This window comes from Streptomyces bicolor, from assembly GCF_000719285.1.
Lineage (GTDB): Bacteria > Actinomycetota > Actinomycetes > Streptomycetales > Streptomycetaceae > Streptomyces > Streptomyces bicolor.
In genome coordinates this window covers 150,013-166,190 of sequence record NZ_JOFS01000007.1, presented here as the reverse complement: position 1 = coordinate 166,190, position 16,178 = coordinate 150,013, and the positions used below count along the sequence as shown (strand labels likewise).

General features: G+C 68.9%; 11 protein-coding genes. 3 read left to right on the top strand and 8 right to left on the bottom strand.

Going from position 1 to position 16,178, the window contains the following annotated elements:
• The first annotated feature begins 25 nt into the window (after positions 1-25).
• Positions 26-2,002 carry an alpha-glucuronidase gene (locus IF78_RS0111170; protein ID WP_031480457.1) on the top strand — a complete coding sequence of 659 codons (1,977 nt, stop codon included), beginning with the start codon at positions 26-28 and terminating at the stop codon, positions 2,000-2,002.
• Here the strand turns inward: IF78_RS0111170 and IF78_RS0111165 are convergent.
• The 5 genes from IF78_RS0111165 to IF78_RS0111145 are packed head-to-tail and all read right to left on the bottom strand — an operon-like array spanning position 1,996 to position 8,231.
• Positions 1,996-4,014 carry a beta-galactosidase gene (locus IF78_RS0111165; RefSeq protein ID WP_031480460.1) on the bottom strand — a complete coding sequence of 673 codons (2,019 nt, stop codon included), beginning with the start codon at positions 4,012-4,014 and terminating at the stop codon, positions 1,996-1,998. The genes IF78_RS0111170 and IF78_RS0111165 overlap by 7 nt on opposite strands.
• Entirely contained in the window at positions 4,011-4,697 is a 687-nt protein-coding gene (locus tag IF78_RS0111160) for a hypothetical protein (protein WP_031480462.1), read from the bottom strand. The genes IF78_RS0111165 and IF78_RS0111160 overlap by 4 nt, the downstream gene beginning before the upstream one ends.
• Complete coding sequence (locus IF78_RS0111155) at positions 4,694-6,349, bottom strand: ABC transporter substrate-binding protein (protein WP_031480464.1); 1,656 nt, start codon at positions 6,347-6,349, stop codon at positions 4,694-4,696. The genes IF78_RS0111160 and IF78_RS0111155 overlap by 4 nt, the downstream gene beginning before the upstream one ends.
• A 23-nt stretch (positions 6,350-6,372) precedes the next feature.
• Complete coding sequence (locus IF78_RS0111150) at positions 6,373-7,245, bottom strand: carbohydrate ABC transporter permease (RefSeq protein WP_031480466.1); 873 nt, start codon at positions 7,243-7,245, stop codon at positions 6,373-6,375.
• A complete protein-coding gene (locus IF78_RS0111145; RefSeq protein WP_031480468.1) occupies positions 7,239-8,231 on the bottom strand; it encodes an ABC transporter permease in 993 nt (330 codons plus the stop codon). The genes IF78_RS0111150 and IF78_RS0111145 overlap by 7 nt, the downstream gene beginning before the upstream one ends.
• Positions 8,232-8,417: 186 nt before the next feature.
• On the opposite strand from IF78_RS0111145, the gene IF78_RS0111140 reads away from it, so the two are divergent.
• Positions 8,418-9,422, top strand: coding sequence for an acetylxylan esterase (locus IF78_RS0111140; RefSeq protein WP_031498202.1), 1,005 nt, complete (start codon positions 8,418-8,420; stop codon positions 9,420-9,422).
• A 216-nt stretch (positions 9,423-9,638) separates the two neighbouring features.
• Here IF78_RS0111140 and IF78_RS0111135 read toward each other — a convergent pair whose 3' ends face one another.
• From IF78_RS0111135 to acnA, 3 genes are all read right to left on the bottom strand, one after another.
• A complete protein-coding gene (locus IF78_RS0111135; protein WP_031480472.1) occupies positions 9,639-10,733 on the bottom strand; it encodes a lytic polysaccharide monooxygenase auxiliary activity family 9 protein in 1,095 nt (364 codons plus the stop codon).
• 417 nt (positions 10,734-11,150) lie between these two features.
• Positions 11,151-11,276 (bottom strand): hypothetical protein, encoded by a 126-nt coding sequence (locus IF78_RS50665; RefSeq protein WP_324617268.1) that lies wholly within the window; start codon positions 11,274-11,276, stop codon positions 11,151-11,153.
• Between the two features lie 409 nt (positions 11,277-11,685).
• The gene (acnA, locus tag IF78_RS0111125; RefSeq protein ID WP_031480474.1) at positions 11,686-14,403 is read right to left on the bottom strand and encodes an aconitate hydratase AcnA; all 2,718 of its coding nucleotides are present in this window, start codon (positions 14,401-14,403) and stop codon (positions 11,686-11,688) included.
• 249 nt (positions 14,404-14,652) lie between these two features.
• On the opposite strand from acnA, the gene argG reads away from it, so the two are divergent.
• A complete protein-coding gene (gene argG / locus IF78_RS0111120; RefSeq protein ID WP_031480476.1) occupies positions 14,653-16,107 on the top strand; it encodes an argininosuccinate synthase in 1,455 nt (484 codons plus the stop codon).
• Positions 16,108-16,178 lie beyond the last annotated feature (71 nt).

Genomic DNA, 16,178 nt, shown 5'->3' with positions numbered 1-16,178 from the left:
GAGCAGCGGGTGCATTGGGGGTCTCATGCAGGGTGTCGATCCGGCCTGGCTGCCGGACGAGGCGTTCCGGCCGATCGGCACCCGGCGGACCCTGATCCGCGGCTCGGGTCCCCTGGTGGACACGGTGCACGCGGAAGTGGCGGAGGCCTGCGCCCGGTTCGGCGGTCGCGTCGAGCGCGACGCGGCCGCCGGGCCGTACGACCTGGTATTGGAGCTGACCGGCGCCGAGAGCGGCAGCGGCGGCGAGGCGTTCACCTTCGAGCGCGGTGCCGGCCGTACGACCGTCGCCGCGTGCGGGGGGCCCGGGCTGCTGTACGGCCTGTTCCATGTCGTACGGCTCCGGGAAGCGGCGTTCCAGGGCTCGTACGGACCTGAGGAGCACCGACCCGCGTCGGCGCTGCGCATGCTCGATCACTGGGACAACGTGGCCGTGCATCCGGTCATGGGCCAGGTGGAGCGCGGATACGCGGGCGGGTCGCTGTTCTGGACGGACGGGCGGGCGCGCGGTGAGCTGCTGGGGCGGGTGGGGGCGTACGGCAGGCTGCTGGCGGCCTGCGGGATCAATGCCGTGGCCGTGAACAACGTCAACGTGCACGAGACCGAGGCCCATCTGCTCACGGACCGGATCGGTGAGGTCGCCGCGATCGCGGACGCGCTCCGGCCGTACGGCATCCGCGTCCATCTGTCGGTCACCTTCGCCGCGCCGATGGTGCTCGGCGGACTGTCCACGGCCGATCCGCTGGACGAGGGCGTGCGGGGCTGGTGGGCGGAGACGACCTCGAGGGTGTACGAGGTGATCCCCGACTTCGGCGGGTACGTCGTGAAGGCCGACTCCGAGGGACAGCCCGGGCCGTTCGCGTACGGCCGCAGCCACGCGGACGGCGCGAACATGCTGGCCGCGGCCCTGGACCCGCATGGGGGCACGGTGCACTGGCGGGCGTTCGTCTACAACCACCGCCAGGACTGGCGGGACCGGACGACGGACCGGGCGCGGGCCGCGTACGACCATTTCGTGCCGCTGGACGGGCAGTTCTTCGACAACGCCGTGCTCCAGGTCAAGCACGGGCCGATGGACTTCCAGGTGCGCGAGCCGGTCTCGCCGCTGATCGGCGCGATGCCGCGCACCCGGCTCGCGGTGGAGGTGCAGGCCACGCAGGAGTACACCGGGCAGCAGCGGCATGTGTGCTGGCTGGGGCCGATGTGGAGCGAGGTGCTGCGGTTCCGTCCCGAAGCGGGTGCGGCCGTAGGGGAGTTGGCGCGCGGGGGTCTCGTCGCCGTGTCCAACGTCGGTGACGACCCTTTCTGGACCGGCCATCCGCTGGCCCAGGCGAACCTGTACACCTTCGGGCGGCTGGCCTGGCAACCGGACGCGAATCCCTACCGGTTCCTGGATGAGTGGATCAGGCTGACCTTCACGCCCGAGAGGACCGAGGAGGGCGCCCGGCTGGAGGCCGGGGTGTCTGCGGTGCTGGCCGGCTCCTGGAAGACGTACGAGAAGTACACCGCGCCGCTCGGGGTGGGCTGGATGGTACAGCCCGGTCACCATTACGGGCCGAGCGTCGACGGCTACGAGTACAGCCCGTGGGGCACCTACCACTTCGCCGACCGCGACGGCATCGGCGTCGACCGCAGCGTGGCGACGGGCACCGGGTATGCGGGCCAGTACGCACCGGCGTGGGCCAAGGTGTTCGAGTCGCCGGAGACCTGTCCGGACGAGCTGCTGCTGTTCTTCCACCACGTGTCGTACGACCACGTGCTTCGGAGTGGGAAGACGGTGATCCAGCACATATACGACACGCACTTCGAGGGCGTGGAAGAGGTGGAGAAGGCCCGCGAGGGGTGGGCCTCGCTGGCCGGGCTCGTGGACCCGGCACGCCACGCGCGGGTGACGGAGCGCTTCGAGGAGCAGCTCCGCAGTGCACGCGAGTGGCGCGACCAGATCAACAGCTACTTTCTGCGCAAGTCTGGTGTGGCCGACGCACATGGGCGGCGCATCTACTGAATCCGCAGGACTGCTGTGCCGAGCGGGTCGAGGGTGAGTGGTTCGCCGTCCTCGACCCGCTTGCCGGTCAGCAGGTCGGTGGCGGTGGTGTGGGCGGTGAGCCGGGCCGGTTCCGGGGCGTGGTTGAGGAGGAAGAGGAGGCGGGTGCCGTCGGGGGCGACACGGGTCGCCGTCTCGACGGCCGGATGGTCGGCGTAGGGGCCGAGGAGGTCATGGCGGGCCAGGATCCGGCGGACGACCCAGGCGACGCCGGGCTGGTCGAGGTCGGTCGCGACATACCAGCCCTCACCCTGACCGTAGGCATGACGGGTCACGGCCGGCGTGCCCGCATAGAAGTCGGCACCGTAGGTGCCGACCGGCTCCGCGCCGCGCGGCAGCACGATCTCGAAGACCAGACGGGCCTCGCAGGTCAGCTCCCCCAGCTGGACAGGCTGGACGACCTGAGGCGGTCGCGCGTCCCATTCGTCGACGCGGACTCCCATGAGGGGCGCGAGCGGACCGGGGGCGTCGGCGAGGAAGGCGCGGTCGTGTTCGTCGACACGGCCGGAGAGGAAGGTCGTCAGGACCGTGCCGCCGCGTGCGGCGACGGCTTCGAGCCGCTCCCTCAGGTCACCCTTGATCATGTGCAGGACCGGGGCGAGGACCACGTCGTATCCGGTCGGATCAACCGTGACCGGGACGACGTCCACGTCCGCCCCGGCCTCACGGGCCGCCCGGTAGTAGGCGTGGACCACCTCCTGGTACTTGACCAGTCGAGAAGGGCCGTCGGAGATCTCCAGGGCCCACCAGCTGTCCCAGTCGAAGAGCAGGGCGGTGCGGGCCGGGGTGCGCGCGCCGAGGGTCGCGTCGCCCAGCGCCTCCAACTCCCGTCCCAGTTCTGCCACTTCACGAAATACCCGGGTGTCGTCCCGCCCCGCGTGGCCGATGACCGCGCCGTGGTACTTCTCGCAGGCGCCGCGGGACGCGCGCATCTGGAAGTAGAGGGCTGCGTCGGCGCCGTGCGCGATGGCCTGGAAGGTGGCGAGGCGGAGTTCGCCGGGGCGGCGCAGGGGGTTGACGTCACGGCAGGCGGTCGTGGACGGGGTCTGTTCCATCAGCCAGAAGGGGGCGCCGTCCTTGAGGCCGCGCATCAGGTCGTGGGCGAGGGCGGGCCAGGTGGGCGGGGCGTCGAGGGGCGGGTAGCTGTCCCAGGAGGCGAAGTCGAGGTGGGGCGCCCAGCGGTGGTAGTCGAGGGGGCGAAACATGCCCATGAAGTTGGTGGTGACCGGGGTGTCCGGGTCATGGGCGCGGATCACCTCCTTCTCGGCGAGGAAGCAGCCGAGGAGGGCGTCGGTGGTGAAGCGGAAGTAGTCCAGGGTGATGCCCTGGAAGGCGGTGTGGTCGGGGCCGCGCCAGTGCTCGGTGAGGGCGTTCGGGGGCTCGATCTCGACCCAGTCGGTGTAGCGGTGGGACCAGAAGGTCGTCCACCAGGCGTCGTTGAGGGCGTCGAGGGTGCCGTATCTGTTCTGCAGCCATTCCCTGAATGCCTCGGCGCACAGGTCGCAGTAACAGGCTCCGCCGTACTCGTTGTTGATGTGCCAGGCGAGCAGGGCCGGGTGGCCCGCGTAGCGTTCGGCGAGGCGGGACGCCATCGCCGTGGCGTATTCGCGGTACGCCGGTGAGCTGGGGCAGAAGTTGTGGCGCTGGCCGTAGCGGTGGCGGCGGCCCTCGAAGTCGGTGCGGTTGACGTCCGGGTGCCGCTTCGCGAGCCAGGGCGGGAGGGCCGCGGTGCCGGTGGCCAGGCAGACCTGGCGGTTCTCTGCGGCGGCGCGGTCGAGGATGCGGTCGAGGATCGTGAAGTCGTAGGTGCCGGGGGCCGGCTGGGTGAGGGACCAGGAGAAGACGCCGACGGTGAGGGTGTCGATGCGGGCCCGCGTGAACAGGCGGTGGTCGTCGTCCCACACCGGTTCCGGCCACTGCTCGGGGTTGTGATCGCCGCCGTACGGAATCTTGGGGGTGCGCGGCGCGGTCATGCCGTGAAGTCCTCCTGGGTCTCGGTGATCACCGGGCGGCTGCTGTGCAGCAGCGAGAGCAGCAGCGGGGCGGCCAGCAGGGCGGGCAGGGCCTCAGTCAGCAGGACGGTCGACGCGGCCACGAGCAGGAGCAGGGAGGCGGCGCCGAGGGTGGTGCGGGCATGCCGGAAGAGGAAGTACGCGGCGAGGCGGGCGGTGTCGCGGGCGCGGAAGGCGAACAGCGAGGTGAGGACCAGCGCGTGCGCGCCCCACAGCAGCGAGCCGGCGCCGATCACCCCGAGCAGTACTGCCCACCACCCGGGCAGGCCGGTGGCGGCGAAGTGGGTGAGGGTGAACGCGATGACGGTCAGCCAGGCGAGCAGGGGCGTCCAGAGCTTCAGGGCGGGGAGGGCGTTGAGCCGCCAGCCCCGGGCGCAGGCGCGGGCCGGGTGCAGGTCGGTGAGGTCGCCGGTGCGGTGGTGCAGGGCGTAGACGGCGGCGGACAGGGCCGGGCCGAGCGGGAGGAGGCATACGGCGGCCAGGGGCAGGTTGGCCGGGTCCGGGCCGAGCAGGAGCAGGCCGGCGAGTCCGGGTGAGGCGGCGAGCAGCAGCAGGGCCTCGACCGTGACCAGGGTGTGGATCAGGGCGGCGGCACGGGACAGGACTCCGGTGCCGAAGTCGGCCGTACGGACGCCGCTGCTCACCCGTTCTCCTTCTTGAAGCGTTCGTACGCCTTGTTGTGCAGGTCGACGAGCTGGTCCATGTTCTTGGCCTTCAGCTCGGTGACGTAGGCCTCCCACTCGGACATCGGGCGCTTGCCGAGGACGAACTTGAGGGTGTTCTGGGTGACGTGGTCCCTGAGCGGTGTCTCCCACAGGGACGCCTGTTCCTGCTCGAAGGACTGCAGCGGGTGGGCCGGGGCGATGGGTGTCTGTTCGCGCTGGGACATGGCGTCCTGGAACTTCTTCTCGTCGGGGCTGAACATGGAGGAGACGAGCTCCCAGCTGCCGCCGTAGGCGAAGACGCCGTTGTAGAAGCCGTAGTCCTTCTGCATGTCCTTGGGGGCGTCCGGGTCGGAACCCATGAGGCTGATGCCGGGCTTCGGCTTGTACTGGCTTCCGGAGCGGGTGTAGGTGACGCCCTCGACGCCCCACCGCGCGAACCGCTGGCCCTCGTCCGAGTACCACAGCCAGTCCACGAACTGCATCATCGCGACGAAGCTGTCGCTCTTGAGCGCCTTGCTGGAGATCATGACCCCGTTCTCCAGCCGGACGCCGCCCAGCACCACGGGACCGGCGGGTCCCAGCGGCACCGGAATCATCTCGATCTCCGCGCCCTTGACCTGCTTCTCGAGGTTGAAGCGGTAGTTCTGCACCAGTTCCTGCGGGTTGGCACTGATCGCGAAGGACTTCTCGCCGAGCAGCTTCTGCACTGCCTCGTCGTCGGTCTGGGTGAAGCTCTCCGGATCCACCAGCTTCTCGGCGACCAGCTTCCGCACGAACTCGATCATCTGCCGGTAGGCGTCCGTCGTTCCGGTGAAGACGAACTTCCCCGCTTTCACGTCCCAGTCGATGGTGTTGTACGTCCACCCGGCCCGGACCCCGTACGCCTGGCCGAGGTAACTGAAGAGGGCGGCGGCCGGGTAGGGCGTGTTCTTGCTCCAGCGGTCGGAGAACGGGTAGCGGTCCGGGTGCTCCGCCTTGATCGCCTTGAAGACCTCGTACACCTCGTCCCAGCTGGTGGGCAGGCTCAGTCCGAGCCTGCCGAGGACGTCCGTGCGCAGCGCCAACGAGTAGCCGGATCTGGGCTTCTCGTGCAGGCCGGGCAGCAGATAGAACTTGCCGTCGGACTGCCGGATGGAGTCGATCTCGGGCTCCAGTCTCCAGCGCTTGACCTTGTCCCGGAAGTTGGGCATCAGGTGCACGTAGTCGCTGACCGGGAGGATCGCGCCCGACGACACGAACGCGACCTCCGCGGGGTGGTACGTCTTGGGGATCAGGAACGGGGCGTCGCCCGAGCCGATGAGGACGCTGCGCTTCTTCTCGTAGTCGACCAGGGGGACGGCGACGGGCTCGAAGGTGACACCGGTGCGCTCGGTCAGCTCCTTCCAGAACAGCCAGGCCTTCTTCATCGGGTAGACCGGGTTGTCGTTGTGCAGGACCGAGAGGGACAGCGGCTTGGCCGCCTTGAACTGCTGGCCGGCGCGATAGTCCTTCATCGCACCGTTCTGCTTCTTCGACAGGTCCTTGGAGTCCCCGCCGTCGTCGCCGCTGCCGCAGCCGGTGAGGGTGGCGAGGCCGATGAATCCGGCGGCGGCGAGGATCTGACGCCGCGACAGCTGTCCTGCGTTCTCCACGGATGACACGGTTGCTCCCTTAGTTAGCCCTTGACGGCGCCGAGCATCACGCCCGAGACGAAGTAGCGCTGGACGAACGGATAGACACAGAGGATGGGCAGCGAGGTCAGCACGATGGTGACCGCCTGGATGTTCGCCCCCACCTGGCTGAGCTGTGCGTCGGCGGCGCCCGCGTTGCCGCCCGTGGTGGCGCCGGAGATGAGGTTGCGCAGATAGACGGTGACCGGCATCAGCTCGGACTTGTCCATGTACAGGAAGGCGCTGAACCAGGAGTTCCAGAAGGACACCGAGTAGAACAGCACCATCGTCGCGACGACCGCCTTCGACAGCGGCAGCACGATCCGCAGCAGGATGCCGTAGGTACTCAGCCCGTCGATCTGCGCGGCCTCCTCGAGCTCGGTCGGCAGACTCTCGAAGAAGGCCTTCATCACGAGCAGGTTGAACACGCTGATCGCGTTGGGGAGCGCTATGGCCCAGACGCTGTTCTTCAGGCCGAGGCTGGTGACCAGGACGTAGTTGGGGATGAGACCGCCGGTGAAGAACATGGTGAACACGGCGACGCCGACCAGGACGCCGCGTCCCTTGAGGTGCTTCTTCGACAGGACGTAGGCGTAACAGGTGGTCAGGATCATCGCGACGGCGGTGGCGACCACGGTGTACAGCACGGTGTTGCCGTAGTTCCGCCAGAACATCGAGTCCTGGAACACGATCTTGTACGTCGTGAGGTTGAAACCCTTGGGCCACAGCGTCACTTCACCGGCCCGGATCTGCCGCTCCGAACTGAACGAGCGGGCGACGATGTTGGCGAACGGGTACAGGGTGACGATCACGACCAGGGTGAGGATGACCCCGTTGACGCCCTGGAAGACGCGGTAGGAGCGACTCGGCTTCACCACAGGCTCGTCCCCACCGATCGGCGCGAGAGCTGGTTGGCCGAGGTGATCAGGACCAGTCCGATGATCGCCTCGAACAGCCCGATGGCGGCGGCGTAGCTGAAGCTGTTGGACTCGACACCCGCACGGTAGAGATACGTCGAGATCACGTCGGCGGTCGGGTAGGTCAGCGGGTTGTACAGCAGCAGGACCTTCTCGAAGCCGACGGCCAGGAAGGTGCCGACGTTGAGGATCAGCAGCGTGATCATGGTGGGGCGGATGCCGGGCAGCGTGACGTGCCAGATCTGCTGCCAGCGGTTGGCTCCGTCGATGCGGGCGGCCTCGTACAGGTCCTCGTCGATGGTGGTGAGCGCGGCGAGGTAGAGGATCGTGCCCCAGCCGGCGGTCTGCCAGATCTCCGAGCCGACGTAGACGGTGCGGAACCACTCGGGTTCCTGGATGAACCGGATCGGGTCGTGCCCGAACCAGCCCAGGACGTGGTTGACCGGGCCGTCCGTGGCGAGCATCTGCAGGGTGATGCCGGCGACGATCACGATCGACAGAAAGTGCGGCAGATACGACACCGACTGCACGAATCGTTTCAGTGAACGCCTGCGCACCTCGTTCAGCAGCAGCGCCAGCACGATCGGGATCGGGAAGCAGAACACGAGCGTGAGTCCGCCGAGCCACAGGGTGTTCCGGAAGACCTGCCAGAAGGTGGGGTCGCTCAGGAACATCTCGACATAGCGCAGGCCCACCCAGTCCTCGCCGAAGATCGAGCCGCCCGGTTCGAAGCGCCGGAACGCGATCACGTTGCCGAGCATCGGCAGATAGCGGAAGACCAGGAAGAACAGCAGCGGCAGCACGGCCAGCGAGTACAACTGCCAGTCCCGGCGCAGCGCCCGCCGCCAACCGGTGCGCGCCGGCCGCCGGCCGCGACGGGGTGGAGCTTTCGCCGGCGGCGGCCGCCGTGTGCCGGGCGGTGGAGCCGACGTGGTGGGGGTGCTCATACGGTGGGCCTCCCGGTGGCACCGAAAGTTTCGGGGTGGTACCGGCAACTTTGCGGCGAGGTTAGGGGCGGGTGTAATGGCTGTCAATGGGGCTGGCAGGGCTGGTGAGTTGAGGAGGTTGTTGCCAGGGCCGAGCCGCCAGCAACGAAACATTCAGATTCAGAAGCGCAACAATCGGAGGTGTCCGTGCCCGCGTTCGACCTGCCCTTGGCCGATCTGGAGCGCTATCGTCCGGATCCCCGGGAGCCCGCCGACTTCGACGGGTTCTGGCACGACACCCTCAAGGAGGCGGCGCAGCCGGAGGTGTTGGTGTCGGCGCGTCCGGTGCGAACCGGGCTGCGGCTGACCGAGACCTGGGACGTCACCTTCCGCGGGTTCGCCGGCGACCCGGTGCGGGCCTGGTTCAGCAGACCGGCCGGGGTGCGTGAACCATTGCCCGCCGTTGTCGAGTACGCCGGTTACGGCCGTGGCCGCGGCCTTCCCCATGAGCGGCTGACCTGGGTGAACGCCGGGTACGCGCACCTGCTGATGGACAACAGGGGCCAGGGCGACCAGTACGGCAACGGCGGCGCCACCCCGGACCCGCACGCCACGGCGCCGGGCGGGCCGGGCCCGGCGGTGCGCGGACTGCTGTCGCCCCACGACCACCACTACCGCCGCCTGATCACCGACGCCGTACGAGCGGTCACGGCGGTGCGCGCCCTGCCGGGCGTGGACGCCGCACGGATCGCGGCCGTCGGCAACAGCCAGGGCGGCGGACTCGCCCTGGCCGTCGCGGGACTCGTCCGGGACCTCGCGGCGGTCCTGGTCACCGCGCCGTTCCTGTGCGGCATCCGGCGCGCACTCGACCTCACCGACGCCTCGCCCTACGGCGAGATCGCCGCGTACCTCTCCGTGCACCGGGGCGCCGAGCGGGCCGCGTACGCCACGCTCGCCTACATGGAGGGGATCTCCTTCGCCCGGCGCGCCGAGGCACCGGCACACTTCGGGATCGGCCTGCGCGACACGGTGTGCCCGCCGAGCGGGGCGTACGGCGCCTTCAATCGCTATGCGGAACTGTCGGGCGCCGACCCGCGCAAGGAGATCCACCCCTATCCGTTCAACGGCCATGAAGGCGGCGACGGGGTGCATGTGCGCCGCCAACTGGACTGGCTCTGCGAGGCGTTGGACTTCGATCCCCGACCGGTGTGATCCGGGACGTTGCCCAACTGGATTGACTGTGTTGCCCGTTGAGGCGATAGAGTCGTGCGTGGAACAGTTCGACAACGTTGTCGGGGCCCTGTCCTCACAGCCCCACGCACAAGCCACTCTCCAACCGGACGGTCCTCTCTCCCCCTCGGGTCCGTCCGGCTCGCGGACCCGGTGGACGACGGCTCAACGCCCACCGGGTCCGCCCCGGGCGGTGGTTCAGCCCACCCTGCAGGGCAGGGCCGTCGTACTGTCGCCGCCGGAACCGGAGACGACGTAGCCGAATGTCGTGCTCTGACCGGGACTCAGGGAGCCGTTCCAATCGGCGTTGTGGACCATCACGGCCTGGCCGTTGTAGGTCGCGTTGCCGCTCCAGAGGCTCTCGACCTTCTGGCCGGCGGGGAGCGTCCAGTCGACCATCCAGCCGAGCATCGGGACTTCGCCGGTGTTGGTGACGGTCACCTCGGACTGGTAGCCGCCGGACCAACTGCCGGTCGTGCGACGGGCGGCGGAGCACTCGCCGGGCACCGGGTCGGTCGGGTTGCCTGGCTCCTTGATGCCGGTCACCTCGCCGTTGCCGCCGTCGAAGACGACGTCGGAGCAGGAGTAGAAGGTTTCCTGGCTGTCGGAGCGCTGCCAGACCACGTAGATGATGTGGCGGCCCGACTTGTTGTCGGGAAGCTTTCCGGTCCAGGAGTAGTTGGCCTCGACCGTGCCCGGAGAGCCGCTGAGCGGCGGGTGGTCGACGGAGAGGAAGGGCTGTTCCTCCATGTCGTTCCAGGTGAGTGTACGGGTCGGGTCGAACCCGTCCTTGGTGATGTAGACGTAGAACCAACCCGGGTGGGCGGCCCAGGCGTTGTACGAGAAGTCGACCGTCGCGCCCGAGGTGAGGTGGGTGAGCGGCCAGTCCTTGCTCGGGGTGTTGAAGCCGGTGAAGTTGGTGTTGCCGCCGCTGCACAGCTCGCCGTCGGGCACGAAGCCGCGGGTGCGGCCGGCGCCGTCGGAGCGGAGCACGGAGAACCAGTTGTAGAACGGCGTTGTGCCGCTGACCTGTTGAGCCGCCCTGCAGGCCGGGTTGATCGGCTTGATCTCACCGGTGTCGGTGAGCCCGTCCTGCCAGCACAGGAAGGTGCGGCTGCCCGGTTTCATGGGGGTGCCGTGGGCCTCGGCCTTGCCGCCGGTGCTCATGACGAGGGCTACGGCCGGGATGGTGGCGAGCAGCGAGACCAGGACCAGGAAGAGGGCTCTGGTGCGGGTGGGGAGCGTTAATCGGCGAGGCTGGGACGCGCTCGTAACTGTCTTTGTCAGGATCATGACATACCAGTCCGTTCCTTCAAGAGTACGGGCCGTGCGGATGCGTGTGTGCGGGTGCGGATACGCTCGGCGCAGGCCCGGACCGTTGCCGATGCGCCGGCGCAGGCATGGCCGGGTGGGGTGGGAGCGGCGCACAGGTGGGTTCCGGTCCACCGTGTGGGAGCGCTCCCACCCTTTCCCTTGGTTCGGAAAGTAGCGCCGAGTGGCGCGGTTGTAAACGGCTGACGCACGAGGCGTTCCAGGGCACGGGGTCGGGCTGTCGCCCGTCAGCGGCTGCCAGCGAGCGTCCGCGGGGATCGCAGCGGTGCCGGAGCCGACGGGCCGGACAGGGTGTCCAGTGCCGGTGGTTCGCGACGAAAGTGAGGCCGATGAATACGAGCAGGCGCGTGCGCATGGGGCGCAAGGGCATGCGGGCGCTCATCTTCCGTCCTCGCTCTCCTCGGTCAGCACGAGGTCGCCCAGGGCCCGCACCAACGGGTCGGTTCGAACACAGGCGCCGAAGCCGTCGAGCCGGTGTTCCAGGTCGTCGCGGGCGGTGAGCATGGGGAGGGACGGGCAGCTCGGGATTCTCGTACCTGAGACGGCGCAGCACCTGGATGCCGTCGAAGTCGGGCAGCATCGCGTCGAGCACGACGGCGTGCGGCGGGCAGCCCCGCGCGATGCTCAGCGCGCTCTGTCCGTCGAGCGCCGGGCAGGCGCGGCGGACGCGGCCGTTTCGGGACCCTGCGGTGCCAGTCATGTCCCGATCCTGTCCCGGCCCCTGTGTTCCACCTGAGGGTGGGTGATGACCTGGTTTTTCCCGGCGGGGTACGGCCGTTGGGAGCCGCAGCCTCGCTGCTGCGGGCACGGCGAAGGCCGCACCCCCGATCACCGCGGACACGGCGAAGGGCCGCACCCCCGATCACCGGGAATGCGGCCCTCAACCGCCCTGTCGTACCGCTTGCTTGATCGCTTACTTCCGGATCAGGCTGCGCAGCACGTACTGCATGATGCCGCCGTTGCGGTAGTAGTCGGCCTCACCGGGGGTGTCGATGCGGACGACCGCGTCGAACTCGACGCCCGTGTCGGTGGTGACCTTGACCGTGCGCGGCGTGGTGCCGTTGTTGAGCTCCTCGACGCCGGTGAAGGAGAAGGTCTCCTCGCCGGTCAGGCCGAGGGACTCGGCCGAGGCGCCCTCGGGGAACTGCAGCGGGAGGACGCCCATGCCGATGAGGTTCGAGCGGTGGATGCGCTCGTACGACTCGGCGATGACGGCCTTGACCCCGAGCAGCGCGGTGCCCTTGGCGGCCCAGTCGCGGGACGAGCCGGAGCCGTACTCCTTGCCGGCCAGGACGACCAGCGGGATGCCCTGCTCGATGTAGTTGCGGGAGGCGTCGTAGATGAACGACACCGGGCCGCCGTCCTGGGTGAAGTCGCGGGTGTAGCCGCCCTCGGTGCCCGGCGCGATCTGGTTGCGCAGGCGGATGTTGGCGAACGTGCCGCGGATCATGACCTCGTGGTTGCCTCGGCGGGAACCGTAGGAGTTGAAGTCACGACGCTCCACACCGTGCTCGGTGAGGTACTTGCCGGCCGGGGTGTCGGCCTTGATGGCACCGGCGGGCGAGATGTGGTCGGTGGTGACCGAGTCGCCCAGCTTGGCCAGGACGCGGGCGCCGGAGATGTCGGAGACCGGCTCCGGGTCCATGCCCATGCCCTCGAAGTACGGGGGCTTGCGGACGTACGTCGACTCGGCGTCCCACTCGAAGGTGTTGCCGGTCGGGACAGGGAGGGACTGCCACTGCAGGTCGCCCGCGAAGACGTCGGAGTAGGACTTGTTGAACATGTCCTCGCCGATGGCGTTCGCCACGACGTCGTTGACCTCGGCCTCGGTCGGCCAGATGTCGGTCAGGTAGACCGGGTTGCCGTCCTGGTCGGTGCCCAGGGCGTCGCGCGTGATGTCCACCTTCATGGAACCCGCGATGGCGTACGCGACGACCAGCGGCGGGGAGGCCAGGTAGTTCATCTTGACGTCGGGGTTGATACGGCCCTCGAAGTTCCGGTTGCCGGAGAGGACCGAGGTGACCGCGAGGTCGTGGTCGTTGACGGCCTTGGAGACCTCCTCCGGCAGCGGGCCGGAGTTGCCGATGCAGGTGGTGCAGCCGTAGCCGACGAGGTTGAAGCCGACCTTGTCCAGGTACGGCGTCAGACCGGCCTTGTCGAAGTAGTCGGTGACGACCTTCGAACCCGGGGCGAGGGTGGTCTTGACCCACGGCTTGCGGGTCAGGCCCTTCTCCACGGCCTTCTTCGCGACGAGCGCGGCGGCGACCATGACGTACGGGTTGGAGGTGTTGGTGCAGGAGGTGATGGCCGCGACGGTGACCGCGCCGTGGTCGATCTCGTACGTCGAGCCGTCGGGGGCGGTCACGGTGACCGGGTTGGACGGGGCGCCGTTCGGGGCGACGGCCGGGGCGTCGGAGGCCGGGAAGGACTCCTGGCCGGCCTCGTCGACGACGTCGACGTAGTTGCGGACGTCCAGCTTGAACTGCTCGGCGGCGTTGGCGAGGACGATACGGTCCTGCGGGCGCTTCGGGCCGGCGATGGAGGGCACGACCGTCGACAGGTCGAGCTCCAGCTTCTCGGAGAAGTCCGGCTCGGCCTTCGGGTCCAGCCAGAGGCCCTGCTCCTTGGCGTACGCCTCGACGAGCGCGAGCTGCTGGGCGGAGCGGCCGGTCAGGCGCAGGTAGTTGATCGTCTCGCCGTCGATCGGGAAGATCGCGGCGGTCGAGCCGAACTCCGGCGACATGTTGCCGATGGTGGCGCGGTTCGCGAGGGAGGTGGCGGCGACGCCCTCGCCGTAGAACTCGACGAACTTGCCGACCACGCCGTGCTTGCGGAGCATCTCGGTGATGGTCAGCACGAGGTCGGTGGCGGTGGTGCCGGGCTTGAGCTCACCGGTCAGCTTGAAGCCGACGACGCGCGGGATGAGCATGGAGACCGGCTGGCCGAGCATCGCGGCCTCGGCCTCGATGCCGCCGACGCCCCAGCCGAGGACGCCGAGGCCGTTGACCATGGTGGTGTGCGAGTCGGTGCCGACGAGGGTGTCGGGGTAGGCCTGGCCGTTACGCACCATGACGGTCCGAGCGAGGTGCTCGATGTTCACCTGGTGGACGATGCCGGTGCCCGGCGGGACGACCTTGAAGTCGTCGAAGGCGGTCTGGCCCCAGCGCAGGAACTGGTAGCGCTCGCGGTTGCGGCCGTACTCCAGCTCGACGTTCTGCGCGAACGCGTCGTTGGTGCCGAACTTGTCGGCGATGACGGAGTGGTCGATGACCAGCTCGGCCGGGGAGAGCGGGTTGACCTTCGCCGGGTCGCCGCCGAGCTCCTTGACGGCCTCACGCATGGTGGCGAGGTCGACGACACAGGGCACGCCGGTGAAGTCCTGCATGATCACGCGGGCCGGCGTGAACTGGATCTCCTGCGACGGCTGGGCCTGGGAGTCCCAGCTGCCGAGGGCGCGGATGTGGTCGGCGGTGATGTTCGCGCCGTCCTCGGTGCGGAGGAGGTTCTCCAGCAGCACCTTCAGGCTGTAGGGGAGGCGCGCGGCGCCCTCGACCTTGTCCAGCCGGAAGATCTCGTACGACTCGTCGCCCACCTGCAGCGTGCTGCGGGCGTCGAAGCTGTTCGCCGACACGACAGTCTCCTTCATTGATGTGCGCGTACCACCACGATCCTGCCGCCACGCCATCTTGGCCGATCCGCTAAGGTAAGGCTAAGTTAGGTAACCCTTACCGCTAGACCGGTGATGCCGCGCGGCTGCGGTGCACCTCGGCAGATATCTCGATGTCGAGATAACTCTAGTACATGGGGCCGGGATGGTCATGCCCTGGGGCTTCGACATGCCCTCGTTGCATGATCATGCGGAATCATGCATACTCTTCCTATGTCCAAGGTCCTCACCTCCCTGCCCATCGGCGAACGCGTCGGGATCGCCTTCTCGGGCGGTCTCGACACCTCGGTCGCGGTCGCCTGGATGCGCGACAAGGGTGCCGTCCCCTGCACCTACACGGCCGACATCGGTCAGTACGACGAGCCCGACATCGCCTCGGTGCCCGGCCGCGCGAAGACGTACGGCGCCGAGATCGCGCGCCTGGTCGACTGCCGTGCCGCCCTGGTCGAGGAGGGCCTGGCCGCGCTGACGTGCGGCGCGTTCCACATCCGATCCGGCGGGCGGGCGTACTTCAACACCACGCCGCTGGGCCGCGCCGTCACCGGGACGCTGCTCGTGCGCGCGATGCTCGAGGACAACGTCCAGATCTGGGGCGACGGCTCGACCTTCAAGGGCAACGACATCGAGCGGTTCTACCGCTACGGCCTGCTCGCCAACCCGAACCTGCGGATCTACAAGCCCTGGCTGGACGCGAAGTTCGTGACCGAGCTCGGTGGCCGCAAGGAGATGTCGGAGTGGCTGGTCGCCCACGACCTGCCCTACCGGGACTCGACGGAGAAGGCGTACTCCACGGACGCCAACATCTGGGGCGCCACCCACGAGGCCAAGACCCTGGAGCACCTGGACACCGGCATCGAGACCGTCGAGCCGATCATGGGCGTGCGGTTCTGGGACCCGTCCGTCGAGATCGCCGCCGAGGACGTGACGATCGGCTTCGAGCAGGGCCGCCCGGTCACCATCAACGGCAAGGAGTTCGCCTCCCCCGTCGACCTGGTGATGGAGGCCAACGCCATCGGCGGCCGGCACGGCCTGGGCATGTCCGACCAGATCGAGAACCGGATCATCGAGGCCAAGAGCCGCGGCATCTACGAGGCGCCCGGCATGGCGCTGCTGCACGCGGCGTACGAGCGCCTCGTGAACGCCATCCACAACGAGGACACCCTCGCCCAGTACCACAACGAGGGCCGCCGCCTCGGCCGGCTGATGTACGAGGGCCGCTGGCTGGACCCGCAGGCGCTGATGATCCGCGAGTCGCTGCAGCGCTGGGTCGGCGCCGCCGTCACCGGCGAGGTCACCCTCCGCCTGCGGCGCGGCGAGGACTACTCGATCCTCGACACGACGGGCCCGGCGTTCTCGTACCACCCGGACAAGCTGTCCATGGAGCGCACCGAGGACTCGGCCTTCGGCCCGGTCGACCGGATCGGCCAGCTCACCATGCGCAACCTCGACATCGCCGACTCGCGCGCCAAGCTGGAGCAGTACGTCGGCCTCGGCCTGATCGGCACCGGCAGCCCCACCGTCGGCGCCTCCCAGGCGGCCGCGACCGGCCTCATCGGCACCATGCCGGAACTGCCCGAGGGCGGCGCCGAGGCCATCGCCTCCCGCGGCGAGGTCTCCGAGGAGGACGCGCTGCTGGACCGCGCCGCGATGGAGTCCGGCACGGACTGACGACGGCGAGGGGACGGACCACCGGCAAGGCCGGCTGGGCGCCACGGGCGCCGAGCCGGCCTTGCCATGTC